Origin of the sequence: Parasegetibacter sp. NRK P23 (assembly GCF_023721715.1) — a bacterium.
Lineage (GTDB): Bacteria > Bacteroidota > Bacteroidia > Chitinophagales > Chitinophagaceae > Parasegetibacter.
The window spans coordinates 3,227,325-3,244,572 of record NZ_JAMDLG010000001.1; the positions used below are offsets into that span (position 1 = coordinate 3,227,325).

The window sequence follows — 17,248 nt, forward strand, 5'->3', positions numbered from 1 at the left end:
GCTATTTTATTGAGTGGCCCAGGCGCGTTGTCCGGGACCAAGTGGTGTGTTTTCAAATTTTCCCGGCACATAATCGTAAGCCAGGGCCTGGGTGGCGCCTGCTTTAGAGGTACAATACCCCAGTACCGTGAATCTTTTTAGTGTAGTAAAAAAAGAATCCCCAAGCAGTTTACGGTGCACTTTCCCCATCAATCCGGGATAAGGCTTTCCATCTTTTTCAAAATAAGAAAGCAGCGCGGTTCTTTGTTCCGCTGAACAGGCGCTGAAAGATTTTCCATATTCAGCACCTGCGCGTTGTTCTAACCGATCCAGTCCATGGAGGAAGTTATTCTGTGATTTTTTCGGCAAACATTCTTTCACCATTTTTATGACGAAGGGGCCAACCCCCGCATCTTTCGCCCCTGGCGTGTTTGTGCGTGGTATGATCGTTTCCGCCAGGTCTGAAATCAGCTCTTCCCGACTGGCGAGCTCGTCAAGCCGTGGTGTTCTGTAGGTGCTGTATGTTTTATATCCCGCATAAGTTGCCGCGCCGGCAACGCCCGCCACAACTATATTCCGGAATAACCTGCGTCGCTTCATGCGCTTATTTTAAGGCGTAAATATAGAAGAAATAAGATGCAATTTATAACGCTTCCGGGTAGCTGAATTGCAGCAACACTAAAACTATTTTTATCCCCATTATATTTTGCATTCTGTTATTTTTTACTACTTTTATTGCTCCTATTCCACACAACTCCCTCTATCTTATTAAAGACCTCACCTCATAACCTGTTGTAAACAGCTGTATATCAGTCTGTTCCTCGGCGTAGAAACCCAATACTTCCTATTATTTTTCCCGTTGAACCTGCATTGCTCATGGTTTTCCCATGATGCGATGTGACATATATATGTGCTTATTAAAATTTGTGTTATGAAACTGAAATTTACCTTTCTGAAACTGATTGTATGCCTTATGATCAGTAATGTGGCGCTCGCTCAGGCAGTAGGCGATTACAGAAGTAATGTGGCGCCCACCGGTGTATGGAGTTCGGCCACAAACTGGCTGACCTGGAACGGAACAGACTGGGTTACCGCGTCCTCCGCCCCCACCTCAGCCAACGGAGTAATTACTATTGTAGCGGGCGACAGTATGCGGATTGAATCGTCCGTTACCATCGACCAGGTGGTAGTAGAAGCAAATGCTAAGCTGGCGATTTTTGTTAATGCAGGCACAGTTACCTGTACCATTAACAACGGAACGGGCACTGATCTTCTTGTAAATGGCAACCTGCATTACGCCCTGGGTGCCATTGTTACCGGCAGTGGTACCGTGGTGGTTAATTCAGGTGGCCTTTTTGGTTTCCGCAGGGGTGCTACCATCAGCGCTTCAACTACGGTAAACGGAACAGCGATCCTCGGTGCCGCGGGTGTAACTGTTGGTACTATTGAAAATGCAACGCTGACCTTAAACGGTAATGCGGATTGGGTGAATGGAGATATCAATCTAAGTGGTGGCACGCTGACGATTTCCGATACGATGACTTCAAGTGCAAGCAGCCTGAACAGAATTCTGAACGGAACCGGGACAAACGCATTCAATATTTCCGGAACAGGGGCCTTGCTTAAAACAAATAGTACCGCTTCAACACAAATAGACGCCCCGCTGAATATCGGGCCAAACGCAACCATCGGAGGCATTGGCACTTTTACCTATTCCGTAGCATCGGCTATTTCAAACAGCGGGAGAACTTCTCCGGGCACCTCACCCGGCGTTCTTACCGTTGCTCCGGCTTACCTCACTGCTCAACCCACAAATGTGATCATTGAAATTGTGAGCGCCACCACGCCTGGAACCGGCCACGACCAGCTCGCCGTATCCGGAAGCGCAAGTCTTACTTCAGCTACACTCACTGTAACTGATAACCCCGCCGCTCCGCTTGGCGTGTATACCATCATGACCAGCACCGGCACTTTTACCGGTCCATTCGCCATTGCCAATATTCCCGCCAACTACGGCAACCTTACCATTTCGGGCGGAACGGTTACCATTGAAAAATTATCTGTTCTTCCCGTATCATGGGTGAGTTTCACGGCAATCGCGCAAAACAATACTGTTCAACTGAACTGGAAAACTGACGCGGAAGTGAACGCCTCGCATTTTATTGTGGAACATGCAACCGAAGGCGGCAACTATAAGGCGGTGGGTACCATCCAGGCCTCAGGCAATACGAACACACTGAGTTCATATAATTTTACGCACGCCGCTCCCAATACCAACACGAATAATCTTTACAGAATAAAGCAGGTAGACTTTGATGGCAGCTTTGATTATTCAGAAGTTAGAAACGTACGCTTCACCAACGGGAATGTAAAAGTGGTTACAGCAGGGCCTAACCCGTTTGTTAGCCAGTTGAACATATCCGTACAGGAGAAAAACATCACTGTAACCATTACTAACCTGAACGGCGTGGAATTGCGCAGGTGGAAATTCCAGCCCGGCACTTACCAGGTTCAGCTGGGCAACCTCGCCAAAGGCATGTACCAGATGAATGTTTTCCAGGAAAATGTTCGGGTAGAAGGACAAAGACTGATTAAGTTATAATCCATCAGCATATAAAATAATTAAGGCGCACTCAAAAGGTGCGCCTTAATTATTTTATGGATAACTGTTTGTATTACCTGTTCTTGATGATGCGTGTGACCATCTTCCGGGAATTATCCACCTTCACTTCCACAACATAGGAGCCACCGGCGAGTTGTGCGATGTACAATTGCTCCGTATGTACATTACCCGCTTTCACCGCTGTTTTCGTGAGTACCGGCCTTCCGGAAAGATCATACACTGTAAACACCAGTTTCTCATTGGTAGCGTCGGTAACCACTTTGATGGTAGCGTTCCCGCCCGCGGGAACGGGATTGGGATAAACATGCACCAGTTCATCGTAGCGTTGGGTGCTGTTTACCACCACAACCTTAATTGTTCCGGTGGCCGACGCGCCTTTCTCATCCCTTACAGTGAGTTCAAACACATACTCTCCGGGGATAAGCCCCTGCACTTTGGTAACGCTTTTCTCGGGTGTTGCCATGGCCGCTTCTGAAGGACCATTCACCTGCTTCCAGGCAAAACTGAGTGGTTTGCCTTCCGGATCAGAAGAACCTGAGCCGTCAAGCAGCGCTTCAGAAACCGGCAATTGTATCCTGATGGTTTGCTGCAGCAATACCACCGGCGGCATATTCACCACTTGTTGCGCCTTCACTACAACCGTAACCTTATCAGTGGCTTTAGCGCCCTTGTCATCGGTCACCGTTAATTCAAATACATACGTCCCTTCCAGCAAAGATGGCAAGGTAGGCGATGCCGTATTGGAGTTGTAAATCGTGAAAGGACTGGGGCCAGTCAATTTCGCCCAGCTGTAAGCCACTATCCGTCCATCAGGATCATAAGATGCGGAACCATCCAGCACAACCAGGTTTTGAGGTAGCGTAATAGAAACATCAGCACCCGCATTGGCAATTGGCGCTTTATTGGGTACCGGCAACACGGTTATTTTCACCTGCCCGGTAGCTGTAGCCCCTTTGTTGTCGGTAACTGTCAGCTCATACACGTAAGTACCCTCTTTCAGCCCGGTTACATTGGTGATCATCACCGAAGGATTGGATATGGTGGCATTACCGCTCACCTGGCTCCATTTGTAGGTACTGATCGTACCATCCGGATCATAAGATGCTCCTCCGTTCAGCGTAGCGGTATTCACCGGTAACGTGATCGTGATATCGGAACCGGCATTCGCTACCGGAGCTTGGTTGGGAACGGGCGCGGGATTCACGGTGACCTTTACCTGATCTTTAGAAGAGGCGCCGTCGTTATCCGTAACCGTTAATTCATAAACATAAGTTCCGGCCACCAGACCAGCTAAGGAAGCCGTGGATGAAGAACCATTGCTCAAGGTTCCTGCGGAAGGACCACTTACTTTGCTCCAGCTGAAGGTCTTGATAGCACCATCGCTGTCGTAAGAAGAAGTACCGTTCAACGTAGCGGTATTCACCGGTAAAGTGATTGTGATATCGGAACCGGCGTTCGCTACCGGAACCTGGTTGGGAACGGGCGCGGGATTCACGGTGATCTTCACCTGATCTTTAGAAGAGGCGCCGTCGTTGTCTGTAACCGTTAATTCATAAACATAAGTTCCGGCCACCAGACCAGCTACTGAAGCTGTGGATGAAGAACCATTGCTTAAAGTTCCAGCGGAAGGACCACTTACTTTGCTCCAGCTGAAGGTCTTGATACTACCATCGCTGTCGTAAGAAGAAGTACCGTTCAGCGTAGCCGTATTCACCGGCAAAGTGATTGTGATATCGGAACCGGCATTCGCTACCGGAGCCTGGTTGGGAACGGGCGCGGGATTCACGGTGATCTTCACCTGATCTTTAGAAGAGGCGCCGTCGTTGTCTGTAACCGTTAATTCATAAACATAAGTTCCGGCCACCAGACCAGCTACTGAAGCTGTGGATGAAGAACCATTGCTTAAAGTTCCAGCGGAAGGACCACTTACTTTGCTCCAGCTGAAGGTCTTGATACTACCATCGCTGTCGTAAGAAGAAGTACCGTTCAGCGTAGCCGTATTCACCGGCAAAGTGATTGTGATATCGGAACCGGCGTTCGCTACGGGAGCCTGGTTCGCGGGCGGTGCCGCCAGTACTGTAACGGTCACTTGTGCGGCAGCGGTAGCACCATTGTTGTCGGTTACAGTTATTTTAAATACATATACCCCTTCTGTTAACCCTGTAACACCTGACTTCACGCTATTGGGTGAAGTGATGACACCTGATGAGGGGCCGCTGAGTTTTTCCCATTTAAAAGAAACGATGGAACCATCTTCATCCGATGAGTTGCCGCCGTCCAATGTTACTGAACTGATGGGCAGGGTAATGGTCTGCGCAACGCCCGCATTGGCAACAGGTAGTTTGTTGGGCGCGGGATTCACCACCACTTTTACAGTGGCTTTGTTGGTCGCGCCGCTGTTGTCGGTTACCGTAAGTTCAAATATATATTCTCCGGCTACCAGTCCGGTAACCGTCGTTTTTGAAACGGTAGGAGAAGAAATCACTCCTGCGGATGGGCCACTAATCTTTGCCCAAACATAGGTTGTAAGCGTACCGTCTTCATCAGAAGATGCGGAGCCATCCAGTGTTACCGAACTTGTTGGCAAGGTGATGGTTTGCGCGGCACCTGCATTGGCCACAGGCGCTTTGTTGGGCGCGGGATTCACCACCACTTTTACAGTGGCTTTGTTGGTCGCGCCGCTGTTGTCGGTTACCGTAAGTTCAAATATATATTCTCCGGCTACCAGTCCGGTAACCGTCGTTTTTGAAACGGTAGGAGAAGAAATCACTCCTGCGGATGGGCCACTAATCTTTGCCCAAACATAGGTTGTAAGCGTACCGTCTTCATCAGAAGATGCGGAGCCATCCAGTGTTACCGAACTTGTTGGCAAGGTGATGGTTTGCGCGGCACCTGCATTGGCCACAGGCGCTTTGTTGGGCGCGGGATTCACCACCACTTTTACAGTGGCTTTGTTGGTCGCGCCGCTGTTGTCGGTTACCGTAAGCTCAAATACATATTCTCCGGCTACCAATCCGGTAACCGTAGTTTTTGAAACGGCAGGTGAAGTAATCGTTCCTGTGGAAGGACCACTCAACTTGGTCCAGGCGTATTTGGAGATCGTACCATCTTCATCAGAAGAAGCGGAGCCATCCAGTGTTACCGAACTTGTTGGCAAAGTGATGGTTTGCGCGGCACCCGCATTGGCAACGGGCGCTTTGTTGGGCGCGGGGTTCACCACCACTTTTACGGTGGCTTTGTGGGTCGCGCCACTGTTATCGGTTACCGTAAGCTCAAATACATATTCTCCGGCTACCAATCCGGTAACTGTAGTTTTTGAAACGGCAGGTGAAGTAAGCGTTCCTGCGGAAGGACCACTCAACTTGGTCCAGGCGTATTTGGAGATCGTACCATCTTCATCAGAAGAAGCGGAGCCATCCAGTGTTACCGAACTTGTTGGCAAAGTGATGGTTTGCGCGGCACCCGCATTGGCAACGGGCGCTTTGTTGGGCGCGGGGTTCACGGTGATCTTCACTTGGTCGGAAGAAGTTTCTCCGTTGTCATCCGTTACAGTGAGTTCAAAAATATATTCTCCTGCGGTTAAAGCGGTAACTGTAGTTTTTGCAACTGCGGGTGAAGTAATCGTTCCTGCGGAAGGACCACTCAGTTTACGCCATGCGTATTTGGAGATCGTTCCATCTTCGTCGGAAGAGGTAGAACCATCCAATGTTACTGTACTTGTTGGGAGTGTAATGGATTGGTCTGCTCCTGCTTTTGCGACAGGGGCCACATTTCCGGAACCATTTACCACAATCTGCACGGTAGCGCTGTCGGAGTACCATCCATTGTCCGTCACTTTAAGCTTGAAAGTGTATGTTCCTGTAACCAATCCATAAACTGTAGGTGTAGGGGATGCCGGCAGGTTAATGACAGCCTGGTTAGGACCTGAAACCTGGCTCCATTCATAGTAGGCAATAAACACGTTATCCGTACTGGCTGTTCCATTAAGTTTTGCGGTACTGGTAGTAATGTATTGCTTTTCCCCTGCATTTGCTTTCGGTGCAGTGTTTGCCGGGATGGTGTAAGTAGTGCAGGGTGATCCTGTGGCCGTGCCATCCACGCAATCTTTTGAGGGGGAAATATAAGAAGTTGTTTGATTGAAAGGATTTACAGGTGTGGGCCACCAGCGGTCCCATGCACTCTGGCGCTGGGCCACAATGGTTCCGTTCGGTGCGGTGGTTTGTACGGCCAGTACAGAGCCTTTGTTTCTGCCCCAGCAATACAGGTTATCATCCACATCCAATGCGTAGGTGTAGAAGGTATACACGTTGGAACCGAACACATCGGCAAACTTTACATTAGGGGCAATTTTCACCGGAAGGGTCACTATCTCACCTTCGGCGACAGTATAATCCCAGGCGTACATGGGAGAGAACTTCTCCCATTTTCTTTCCCAGCCGTTACCAACGTTCCCTTCGCCATTGTTTCCCCAGCCATACATACTGCCATCCTCAAGGATGACGTGTGTACTTACGGTATTGGTTACAATTTTTCTGATAGGGGACGGAAGATTGCTGGTAATTTTAGTAAGCACCACGGGGGTAGGTTTGGGCAAACCGTTTCCGATGAGGTAGTAATCTCCCATCTGAGCGGAATGCGCACCCCAGCCATACAATACACCGTCTTTACGTAACGCGTAGTTAAAAGTTCCGGAGCCTGCGATTTGTGTAATATCAGATAACCCCGTCAGTTGATGCGGTGAAGCATAATCCATACCTGTCGCGGCATAACCGAGGTTGGAGGCGGCTACCTTACCCCAGGTCCAAACGGTACCATCGGTACACAGCGCAATGGCGAAGTTACCGGCTACAATTTGTTTTACTTTGCGGCTTCCGGGCATTTTTACCTGCACAGGACGAAGTGTATTCATGTGCGCGTCCGTATCATCTGCGCCATCTCCGCGCATTCCTCCGAGTGTTCTTCCCCAAACCCAAAGTGTACCATCTTCTTTTACCGCGAAAAATCCGTTGTGCCCGCCAGTGGTTGTTTTCACGAAATACGCGCACATGCTGGCGATGTTATTGAACGGATTACCCGCGCTGTCGATGGTGATTTTCCTGGGCAACAGGTAAGGGTGTGTTAGGTCGCCCTGGCCATGCTGGCCCTGGTCGTTGTCGCCCATCACCCAAACATATCCATCCACATCAATGGCGGCGGCTCCATGTAATCCACCCACCGCGTCTTTAAATTTCAGGTCGTAGGGCGACACCTGAACACGCTGGGGAACACCGGCTTTACCTTTCCCGCCAGTGCCGATATTAGAGAGGTTTCCAAGTCCCCAGAGGTGTTGGTTCTTATCGATAAAAAGCACCTGGTATTCACCCTGCCCAACAAGTATCCGCGGCGTGGAGGTGGTTGGTTTTTCTGCTGCAGGTGCGGGATTCACGACTACAGAAACATCATCCGTCGAGGTTTTTCCATTGCTGTCCGTGGCGGTTATTCTGAAAATATAGGTTCCTGCGGTAAGACCAGAAACAGTGGTGGACAAAGCAGCCGCATTCCCGATCACAGCTGTACCGGGACCGCTTATTTGCGTCCAGGTTGTTTTTGTGATGGTCGCGCCACTGTTACCCGATGCTGTACCAGTAATTGTTACAGAAGAGGTTGGCAGCGTAATGCTTTTATCTGTTCCCGCATTTACGGTGGGCGCCACCGCTAAAAGGGGTGCCACATTTACGGTAACGGAAGCGGAAGCTTGCAATCCGGCATCGTCTTTTGCGGTAAGCGTATACACATAAGTGCCGGAAGTGAGCAGGTTACTAACAGTAGTCGTTAGGCTCAGGGGTGAGGCCAGCAAAGCGGTTACGGGCCCTGAGGTTTGCGCCCAACTCACGGAAGCTATTTTTTTGGTCCCCTGTGCTGTGGCGGTGCCTGAGATAGTTGTTAAAGAAAGCGGCAGTTGCAGGTTCTGCGTCGCGCCAACGGTCACTATGGGAGGTCCGGCCGGAGCTGGTGTGGTGGTGGTACTTCCCACCAGTGTGGTATCACCCTGGCGCAGCATCCATTGAAAAATATTGGAGCCTTTTTTATAGGTCCCCATGCTGTTGGGGTAGTTTTTATTCGTGCCGATCACCGGGTTGGTGATGGTACCTGTACATTGCCAATCAGTAGCGGAGGGATTGTACATATCGTTCCAGCAGCAGTGCGCGCCGCCACCAATGGTTTCATAAGAGAAGTAAGCCGAACCGGGTACGGTCAGCTCCATAGCATCCCGTACGCGCCAAACCTGCCGGGTATCGCCGGTACCTTCCAATCCAAAGAAGCGACCGCCATACTTTTTGGCCCAATGCCCGAAAGCTGTCCAGCCTTCCATATTGTATCCGGTAAAGTTATCGTTGGCAACGCCTTGCAGGGCCACATAACTTTTCACCATGCTCATCGCCCGTTCATCGCCGGCATAAGCGGCATAGCAGATGAACCGGCCCCAGGTGAAGCCGCCCATGCTCAGGCCCGCCACGTGCACGGAGTTTCTTTTGATCCGGTATGTTTTCAGGAGGTGCTCAAAAAGCGTGAGTAACGGACCTGGCCTTACATTGGTCGCGCTGGTGAGAATGGTGATAAGAATGGGATAATGCGTGCCGTTTCCAAGTTTCACGCTACCGTCCCAGCCCCTGGCGAGCCAGTAGTGTGGTCCGAATTTGGTGAGATTTGCAGGATTCGTGGACACTTCGCCGGCGCCCGGCATGGAAATCAGCACAGGTCGGGAAGCAGTGTCGGGGTGATTGGCCGTGAACATGTGCCTGGGCCTCGTGATCCGTAATGTCCATGTAACACCATTGTTGACACATACCGTGTCGTAAGTGATCATGTCGTTCGTTTCGCTCTGGGCTCGCGCCCCTTCCAGGTTCAGGACAATCAGGACCAAGGCTGTGAGCCCCGCCCTAATCAGGGTGTGTAACAATTTGGTTTTCATAAAGTTTAGGATATTTGGATTGGGATAGAAAAAGCATCAATTCTCGGGTTCTTAATGGATGTATTAAATTTTTTGTTTACAAAATGGTTTCAAGCAATTTCTACTTTATTCAAAATGCACGGATTTATTGCAAAACGCTGAGAAAAATCAATAATTATACCAAACCACTAAAAAAAACACTTATGCGTAACATTTTTCCCGAATCTTCAATAATATTCCACAAAATGCGTTGATACTCACGTCGCCGTGGAATAAAATTATTTTTTCATACTATGAATGCGGTTAAAACGATTACATTTACGACCTGTTAAGCCGAAACTGTTTTCAGTGCGGGAAGATTATCGGATAATGCCGAAAGTGGAAGTTTAAAAGGGATCCGAACGGGAAGGCGTAAGTTAACCCGGTTTTTTATCCGGGAAAAGGCTTCTTTTCCACATTTGAAATAAAATAATTAACATAAGCACTTTTACATATATGAACCTGGCGGCCTGGCTTCTCTTCCTATTTGCATTTATTGTGTTTTATAGTTATCTGGGCTATGGTTTTCTTATCACCATACTTGTATTCCTGAAGAAAAAAATCGGCAAAGCAGGGCATACCTTTTCGGAAGCGCCGTTACCTGCGGTTACATTGGTGGTAGCGGCATTCAATGAAGAAGATTTTATAGGGGAAAAGATAGAGAACTCACTTTCCCTCGACTATCCCGAAGGGCTTTTTAAACTATTGATTATTACAGATGGTTCATCAGACCGTACGCCTGAAATCGCGTCGTCTTATCCCGGCGTTATAGTGATGCACCAGCCTGAAAGAAGAGGAAAAGTGGCCGCCATAGAACGTGCGATGGAAAAAGTGGACACCCCTATCGTGGTTTTTACGGATGCCAACACCACGCTCAACAAAGCCTGCATACTGAACATCGCGCGCCATTACCAGGATGAAAAGACGGGTGGCGTAGCCGGCGAGAAAAAAGTACGTTCATTGAAAGAAACACAGGTGGCAGGGGCCGGTGAAGGGCTTTACTGGAAATATGAATCGTACCTGAAAAAACTTGACGCTGAACTGTACACTGTTGTTGGCGCTGCCGGGGAACTGTTTTCCATACGAACCCATCTCTATGAAAAAGTGCCTTCAGATGTATTGCTGGACGACTTCATTATATCCCTGCGCATTTGTCAACGCGGTTACCGTGTGGCCTATGAACCGGAAGCCTATGCCGTTGAGGCCCCTTCAGCATCCATGTTGGAGGAACAAAAAAGAAAGATCCGTATCAGTGCGGGCGGGTTTCAGTCAATTGTGATGCTGCGTCCTTTGCTGAACATCTTTCGTTATCCGGTGCTGTCTTTTCAATACATCTCCCATCGTGTGCTGCGTTGGGCCGTGTGCCCGTTCCTGCTGCCGCTCATCTTATTGCTGAATATTTACCTTGTGTGCACGAACGGAGCCTGGCCATTCCAGGCCCTGCTGGCCGCGCAGGTGCTTTTTTACGCCGCCGCGCTGGTGGGCTGGTATTACTCTACCCGCAACAAGAAAGTAAAGTTGTTGTACGTACCCTATTATTTTCTGTTCCTGAATATTTCGCTCTATCTTGGCCTTTTCCGGTACCTGCGCGGAAAGCAATCCGTATTGTGGGATAAGGCGGCCCGGGAAAATTTCGCATAAGCATTGAAAACATGAACCTATTTACAACCATACTTTACTACCTTTTCCTGCTGGTGCAACTTCTTGTTGCATTGTATGTACTTGTTCCATTATTTTCACTGGCAGGATACGGGATCGCGAAACTGTTTTCCGCCAAGCCCCCGGCGGAAAGGAAACCAATTGTAGTGGACAGGAACATGGAATTCGCGGTCATTATTACCGCGCACCAGGAAGCAGAGTTCGTGCTGCCATTGGTTGATTCTATTCTGAAACAAAGCTATGGCGGCTTCCAGGTTTACGTGGTGGCCGATGATTGTGATACGCGCCTGCTCACTTTTTCCGACCCCAGAATTACCGTGCTGGAACCACAACCCGCCCTTCATGCAAAGATCAAATCCATCCATTATGCACTGGACCACCTGGAGCGCAAACACGACGCAGTGATCATTCTTGATTCCGACAACCTGCTCCACCCCCGCTTCCTGGCCGTAATGAACGACTATTTCAGAAAGGGTTATAAAGTGGTACAATGCGACTTCAAACCGAAGAATACAGACTCCGTTTTCGCCAGAATGGATGCCATAGGTGATATGTTCAACTTCTTCATTGAAAGACAATCGAGGGCCTGGATGGGACTTTCTTCCGCCATCTGGGGCTCCGGGGTAGCCGTGGACCTGGACCTCTACCGCGAAGTGAAGTATTCGAGTATGCTGGGCGGGTTCGATAAAAAACTGCAGGCGCACCTGGTAACCAGTGTGCCCCGTATCGCCTTTGCCGAAGAAGCCGTTCTTTATGATGAAAAAATAAGCTCCGGCAAATCATTGGAAACCCAACGCACCAGGTGGATCAACGCCTATTTTAAGTACTTCGCTGAAAGCTGGGCCATCTTTTTGACCGGGCTGAAAAAGTTCAACCTGAACCTGATGTATTTCGGGTTCTCCGTGCTTCGTCCACCACTTTTCATCGTGCTGGGCGCGGCCTTCTTTTTTACGGCGCTCAACTTTTTTATAGATCCGCTACATTTCAAAATATGGGCGGGCATCCTCTTGTCTTTCCTGCTTTCCTTCATCGCGATCGTGCTCATCAAAGGACGCAGCACCAAATACCTGGGCGCGCTTTGCATGATTCCGGTTTTCGCATTCCGTCAGGCGATGGCCCTGTTGAAATTGGGGAAGGCACGCAAATCATTTTTAAAAACACAACATACTAAGCTTATATATATAGATGAACTGCTGAAACAGGAATAAGTATGTGTCCGTAAGTAAAAAAAGACGGACATGTATTGCAAACACAGTGTTTCTATTATAATTTAGGCGCCAAATCACCTTATAACTCCCAAATGGAAAATTTTAAGAAGCTCTCCATTGTAATCCCCGCTTACAACGAAGCCCGTACCATTCACCTGATACTCGACAGGGTTGCCAATGTTCAGTTGCTGAATAATATTGAGAAGGAACTTATTCTGGTGAACGACTGCTCCACAGACAACACGGAAGAAGTACTGCTGGCCTACAAAGCCAGCCACCCGGAGCTGAACATGCAATATTACAAGCACGAAGTAAACCAGGGAAAGGGAGCAGCCATCCATACAGGGATCGCAAAAGCCACCGGTGAATACCTGATTATTCAGGATGCTGACCTTGAATATGATCCTGAAGAATACAACCTGCTGCTGAAACCGATCCTGCGCGGAGCCGCCGATGTGGTGTTCGGCTCCCGGTTCATGGGCGGCAATCCGCACCGCATCCTTTTCTTCTGGCACTCCATCGGTAACAAATACGTGCTCACCATGCTCAGCAATATGTTCACCAACCTGAACCTTACCGACATGGAAACCTGTTACAAACTCTTCCGTACCGACATTATCCAGAAGATCAAACTGAAAGAAAAAAGATTCGGTTTCGAACCGGAGATCACGGCCAAGATCGCCCGGGTACCAAAAGTCAGGATTTATGAAGTAGGCATCTCCTACTATGGCCGTACCTACGAAGAAGGCAAGAAGATCGGTTGGAAAGACGGCGTAAGGGCTATTTATTGTATCCTGAAATACAATCTCTTCTCTAAATAATGCAAAAAGAAGCGGCGATCAGTGATCCGGCAGGAAATGAAACGCTCGAACTTTTCGCTGAAGCCCCCGGGTTCAACCAATGGCTGTTCAGCGAAATAGCTCCCTTCTGCGGTAAGCAGATCCTGGAAATCGGGAGCGGAATTGGCAATATCTCCACGCTCCTGCTGGAACGGGAAGGCCTTGTAACACTGAGCGACCTCCGCCCTGAATACTGCGCGGTACTCCGTAAAAGATTCCATGCGCACGCCCAACTTAAAGAAGTGGTGCAGGTAGATCTGGCGGCCCCCGATTTCACCACCCGATATGCTTTTTTGCTGCATACGTTCGACACGGTGATCGCGTTAAATGTGGTGGAACATATTGAAAACGACCAACTGGCCATAGCAAACTGCCGCGCCTTGCTGAAAGACAACGGGGTATTGATCGTACTTGTACCCGCTTACCAGCAACTTTTCAACGGATTTGACGTGGAGCTGGGGCATTTCAGAAGGTATACGCGCCAGTCGCTCAGCACCTTACTGTCCAACTCTGGTGGCGAATTGCTTCAAACAAAGTATTTCAACTTCGCGGGTTTATTCGGATGGTGGTTTTCCGGCACTTTGCTGAAGAAAAGGACCATCCCGCGCGGGCAACTTCACCTGTTTGAAAAACTGGTGCCGGCGTTTCGCCTGGCAGATAAAATACTCTTGAAAAGCATGGGACTTTCGGTGATCGGAATCGCCCGTGTTCACGCATAAAAAAAGACATATGCTACCCACAACATCTTCGCCGAACGACAAATGGGTCAACCTGTTGAAATGGATCAGTTTCGCGCTGGCCGCCGTTTACCTCGCGAATTGCGTTTCGCCGCTCCGTTTCCATATTGATACCAACCGGTATTTCGCCATCAAAGATTGTTTTGAAGTGGGTTGCGCCCCCGATTCCGTAGCCGCGCAGGATTACCTGCCTTACGGCTATACCTTCCTGTTATTGGGCCTTTCGAAAGCCGGCATCCTCCACTCTTTCACCATTATTCTCATCAACGCCATCTACCTTATGGCGGCGCTGTATTTTACGGCACGTATTTTCGCCGGAATGTTCAACAAATACCTGCTTTTTGTTCTGGTATTGCTGAACTGGACCACCATTAAATTCATGGTACACCCGCTTTCGGAGATGCAATACCTTTTCTTTTCCATGGCGGCATTATATTTCTTTCACCGTTATGCAAACGAGAAAAAAATAATGCCTTTGCTGCTTGCGTTCGCGTGCGGCGCCCTGGCTTTTTTTACCCGCACGGTTGGCGTAACGCTTATCGCCGCGCTGGTGGCGGGCGTTATGTGGGAATACAGGCAACAGATCATTCAGCTTTTGAAAAGACATAAGGTGATCCTGATCGCCCTCGCTGTATTGGTAGTGCTGGTCGTCACTTTTTCAAAGTTCCTCGGACTGGATCATTACACCGGTGTGCTTACCAAACAATTCGATGAAGGCGCCAAAGTAACCCGTGTTTTCAAATGGCACCTCACTGAATTCACGGAGATCGGGCTCAACACGTCTATCGCAAGACTGAACACGGTTTTCTCCTCCACAACCAGCAGTATCATTTTTATCGGCATCGGTATACTTTACCTGGCCGGATACATTTACCTGCTCTTCATCCGCAGGAACAATATTCCGTTTGTGGTGAAAGCCTATCTCCTTTTTTACACCCTGCTCATGTTCAACTGGCCTTTTTATGATCCCCGTTTCTGGGTGCCGGTTGTTCCGCTTTTTATTGCTTTGGTGTGCCAGGTGAAGCTCACGACAGTGACGTGGAGAAGGCTAAGCTATGTATTGATTATACCTTATGTAATCAGCGGTTTGGCCGCCATAGGTTATATGACCTATACTTCTTTTGATAAAAAGTTGATGGCTAAAAAACAGGCGAATGGAGTTTTCCGGAATGAATATGAAACGTATTTCTTCGGCAAGCCGCTTTCTGATACCGCTACAAAAACCGATGCTTACCTGCTGGATGTGCTGAAGCGCCACAACTAAAAGCGAAGAGCCGTTTTAACTATTTTGGTTGAAGATCGGGACGCACTTTGTAAATGGCTTCATAAATCGCTTTCACGCTCTGGTCCCAGGTATGGGAGGCGGCGCAGGCGATCCTTTGCTGCCTTTTTTCAGGAGAATCCTCCGTGATGGCACGCTCAATCAATTGAATGTACTCTTCGGCTGAACTTCCCAGATACACCACATCCCTGAAAATGCTCATGGTAGCGGTATCAGTTGCCACGGTTGGTTTTCCCAGCGCCAGGTATTCATCAATCTTGCGGGGATAATTGGCGACGGTATAGTCGTTAATGCTTTGAGGATTGAAAGCCACATCGAAATGCTGAAGGTAATTGGGTAGTGATTTTTCTTCCTTCAACCCAAGGAAATGAATATTGGGAAAGCTGTGCAGGTCACTGTTTTTAAAATCAGCGTCCAGGTTGCCTACAAATACCAGGCTCCAATCCGGTCGCAGCCTGGCAATCTCCCGAATCATGGGAATATCCAGACGGTGGCCCAACACCGCCCCTATGTAGCCGATGATGGGTCTTGGAAGTTGCGCGAGATCTTCCGGAACGGCATACTCCTTCGTAGAATCGAATACGGAGATGTCGCACCCCTGCCCTACATTAAATGAATTCCTATTGTACTGTGCGGCGGTTCGCGCAAGGTGTTCGGAGTTGGCTACTACCAAAGCGTTCCGGGACATCAGTTTGGGTTCAAGTATATGCCCGTGCTTGTACCAGTACTTGTGCACCATCAGGTTATCACGACTGTAATAAATACTGAGGTCCGGCTTCAGCATTTCGTTGAGGAAATAACTCCGGAACATATCACTGTCGTTGAAAAGAATGATGTCTTTAAACCCCAGGCGCTGCATGGCCGCTTTGATGTCCTGTGCGAATTTCCTGTTGTTTGACTTATTGAAAATGCTGAACAAACCTGTGAAAGGTACCCAGTTGATGGAATGAATGATGCTTCTGGGATAAAGGTTCCAGAGATTGGGCGCGATCTCCACCAGGTTCTCGGCCCCGTTAATGATGTCTATCCTTTTTTTGACATTGGGCTTTTCCTTATCGCGGATATACGTTTTCCTATCGATGGGCGCATTCACATACAATACCCGGTTGTGCTTTGCGAACTCGGTGGCGATGTTCTTACAATTCGATCCTATTTCAATGTCCCATGGCTGTAACCCCACGATAACGATATCCCGGTTCTTCATCATTACTGACCGCTTTTTGCTTTATTATTGATTTCCGCGAGGGCATCCGCCAAACGCATTCCAATCAACGTTTCCAGTTGTATTTCTATTGTACGCAGTTCCCTTACTATACCCAGTTCCTTCACCTGCTCATTGTTGTAGGCCTTCACACTTGTAGTGTACACCTCCAGCGACAATTCTCCGTTGCTGAACTTTTCTTCCTGCCTCGTCATCAGAATCTTGGCATCCTGCATTACTTCCTGCTGCATGGCCAGCAGTTGACGGGTATATTGGTAATCTTCGTATTTCAGTAATACTTCTTCCCTTATATTCTGCCTTTCAATTTTAACCTGGTCCACCATCGACTGGTACCGGTGGTAATTCGCTTTGTTCTGCTTGCCCTGCGTTGCAAAAGTTCCCAATGGCAGTACCACTCCAATATTGTACCTGGGGAATTGTGTGCTTTGCCTTAAAGGGTCGGCATTGGCGCCACTGCTTTGTTTGATGGACAGTTCATTCAGGTTTCCCGCCACGGTCACCCTGTTCAGGATGGCCATTTTTGAAGCCTTGTATTCATTGTAGCTTTGTGCGGCCACGTGTTCCATGGAAGTTAACCTCGCGTTGAGGTAAGCCATTTCAACCAGTTTCTCGGCCACACTATCCACCGATGGGTTAAAATTGGAAGAATTGATTCCCGCTGGATTTTGAGCGAAGCCTGAAAAGGCTGCCAGCAAACAAAAAACCGCGATTACAGGAATTGATTTCATG

General features: G+C 48.8%; 10 protein-coding genes. 6 read left to right on the forward strand and 4 right to left on the reverse strand.

Going from position 1 to position 17,248, the window contains the following annotated elements; all coding sequences use genetic code 11:
- Positions 1-6 precede the first annotated feature (6 nt).
- Positions 7-579, reverse strand: a complete 573-nt coding sequence (locus tag M4J38_RS13045) for a gluconate 2-dehydrogenase subunit 3 family protein (RefSeq protein WP_251760049.1) — start codon at positions 577-579, stop codon at positions 7-9.
- A gap of 331 nt (positions 580-910) precedes the next feature.
- Between M4J38_RS13045 and M4J38_RS13050 the strand changes: the two genes are divergently transcribed.
- A complete protein-coding gene (locus M4J38_RS13050) occupies positions 911-2,581 on the forward strand; it encodes a T9SS type A sorting domain-containing protein (protein ID WP_251760050.1) in 1,671 nt (556 codons plus the stop codon).
- 73 nt (positions 2,582-2,654) lie between these two features.
- Here M4J38_RS13050 and M4J38_RS13055 read toward each other — a convergent pair whose 3' ends face one another.
- A complete protein-coding gene (locus M4J38_RS13055) occupies positions 2,655-9,554 on the reverse strand; it encodes a PKD domain-containing protein (protein ID WP_251760051.1) in 6,900 nt (2,299 codons plus the stop codon).
- 474 nt (positions 9,555-10,028) lie between these two features.
- On the opposite strand from M4J38_RS13055, the gene M4J38_RS13060 reads away from it, so the two are divergent.
- The 5 genes from M4J38_RS13060 to M4J38_RS13080 all read left to right on the forward strand — a co-directional run bounded on the left by M4J38_RS13060 (position 10,029) and on the right by M4J38_RS13080 (position 15,279).
- The gene (locus M4J38_RS13060) at positions 10,029-11,213 is read left to right on the forward strand and encodes a glycosyltransferase family 2 protein (protein WP_251760052.1); all 1,185 of its coding nucleotides are present in this window, start codon (positions 10,029-10,031) and stop codon (positions 11,211-11,213) included.
- A gap of 11 nt (positions 11,214-11,224) precedes the next feature.
- Entirely contained in the window at positions 11,225-12,439 is a 1,215-nt protein-coding gene (locus M4J38_RS13065; RefSeq protein WP_251760053.1) for a glycosyltransferase family 2 protein, read from the forward strand.
- 92 nt (positions 12,440-12,531) lie between these two features.
- Complete coding sequence (locus M4J38_RS13070) at positions 12,532-13,260, forward strand: glycosyltransferase family 2 protein (protein ID WP_251760054.1); 729 nt, start codon at positions 12,532-12,534, stop codon at positions 13,258-13,260.
- Positions 13,260-13,997, forward strand: coding sequence for a bifunctional 2-polyprenyl-6-hydroxyphenol methylase/3-demethylubiquinol 3-O-methyltransferase UbiG (locus M4J38_RS13075; RefSeq protein WP_251760055.1), 738 nt, complete (start codon positions 13,260-13,262; stop codon positions 13,995-13,997). Before M4J38_RS13070 ends, M4J38_RS13075 begins: the two co-directional genes overlap by 1 nt.
- A 10-nt stretch (positions 13,998-14,007) precedes the next feature.
- Positions 14,008-15,279, forward strand: coding sequence for a hypothetical protein (locus M4J38_RS13080; RefSeq protein WP_251760056.1), 1,272 nt, complete (start codon positions 14,008-14,010; stop codon positions 15,277-15,279).
- Between the two features lie 19 nt (positions 15,280-15,298).
- On the opposite strand, the gene M4J38_RS13085 is transcribed toward M4J38_RS13080, so the two are convergent.
- Positions 15,299-16,504 carry a glycosyltransferase gene (locus tag M4J38_RS13085; protein WP_251760057.1) on the reverse strand — a complete coding sequence of 402 codons (1,206 nt, stop codon included), beginning with the start codon at positions 16,502-16,504 and terminating at the stop codon, positions 15,299-15,301.
- Positions 16,504-17,247, reverse strand: a complete 744-nt coding sequence (locus M4J38_RS13090; RefSeq protein WP_251760058.1) for a TolC family protein — start codon at positions 17,245-17,247, stop codon at positions 16,504-16,506. The genes M4J38_RS13085 and M4J38_RS13090 overlap by 1 nt, the downstream gene beginning before the upstream one ends.
- Position 17,248: the final 1 nt, after the last annotated feature.

Coding starts and splice junctions, on each gene's coding strand:
- M4J38_RS13045 (WP_251760049.1), bottom strand. CDS start 579: ATGAAGCGACGCAGGTTATTCCGGAATATAGTTGTGGCGGGCGTTGCC.
- M4J38_RS13050 (WP_251760050.1), top strand. CDS start 911: ATGAAACTGAAATTTACCTTTCTGAAACTGATTGTATGCCTTATGATC.
- M4J38_RS13055 (WP_251760051.1), bottom strand. CDS start 9,554: ATGAAAACCAAATTGTTACACACCCTGATTAGGGCGGGGCTCACAGCC.
- M4J38_RS13060 (WP_251760052.1), top strand. CDS start 10,029: ATGAACCTGGCGGCCTGGCTTCTCTTCCTATTTGCATTTATTGTGTTT.
- M4J38_RS13065 (WP_251760053.1), top strand. CDS start 11,225: ATGAACCTATTTACAACCATACTTTACTACCTTTTCCTGCTGGTGCAA.
- M4J38_RS13070 (WP_251760054.1), top strand. CDS start 12,532: ATGGAAAATTTTAAGAAGCTCTCCATTGTAATCCCCGCTTACAACGAA.
- M4J38_RS13075 (WP_251760055.1), top strand. CDS start 13,260: ATGCAAAAAGAAGCGGCGATCAGTGATCCGGCAGGAAATGAAACGCTC.
- M4J38_RS13080 (WP_251760056.1), top strand. CDS start 14,008: ATGCTACCCACAACATCTTCGCCGAACGACAAATGGGTCAACCTGTTG.
- M4J38_RS13085 (WP_251760057.1), bottom strand. CDS start 16,504: ATGATGAAGAACCGGGATATCGTTATCGTGGGGTTACAGCCATGGGAC.
- M4J38_RS13090 (WP_251760058.1), bottom strand. CDS start 17,247: ATGAAATCAATTCCTGTAATCGCGGTTTTTTGTTTGCTGGCAGCCTTT.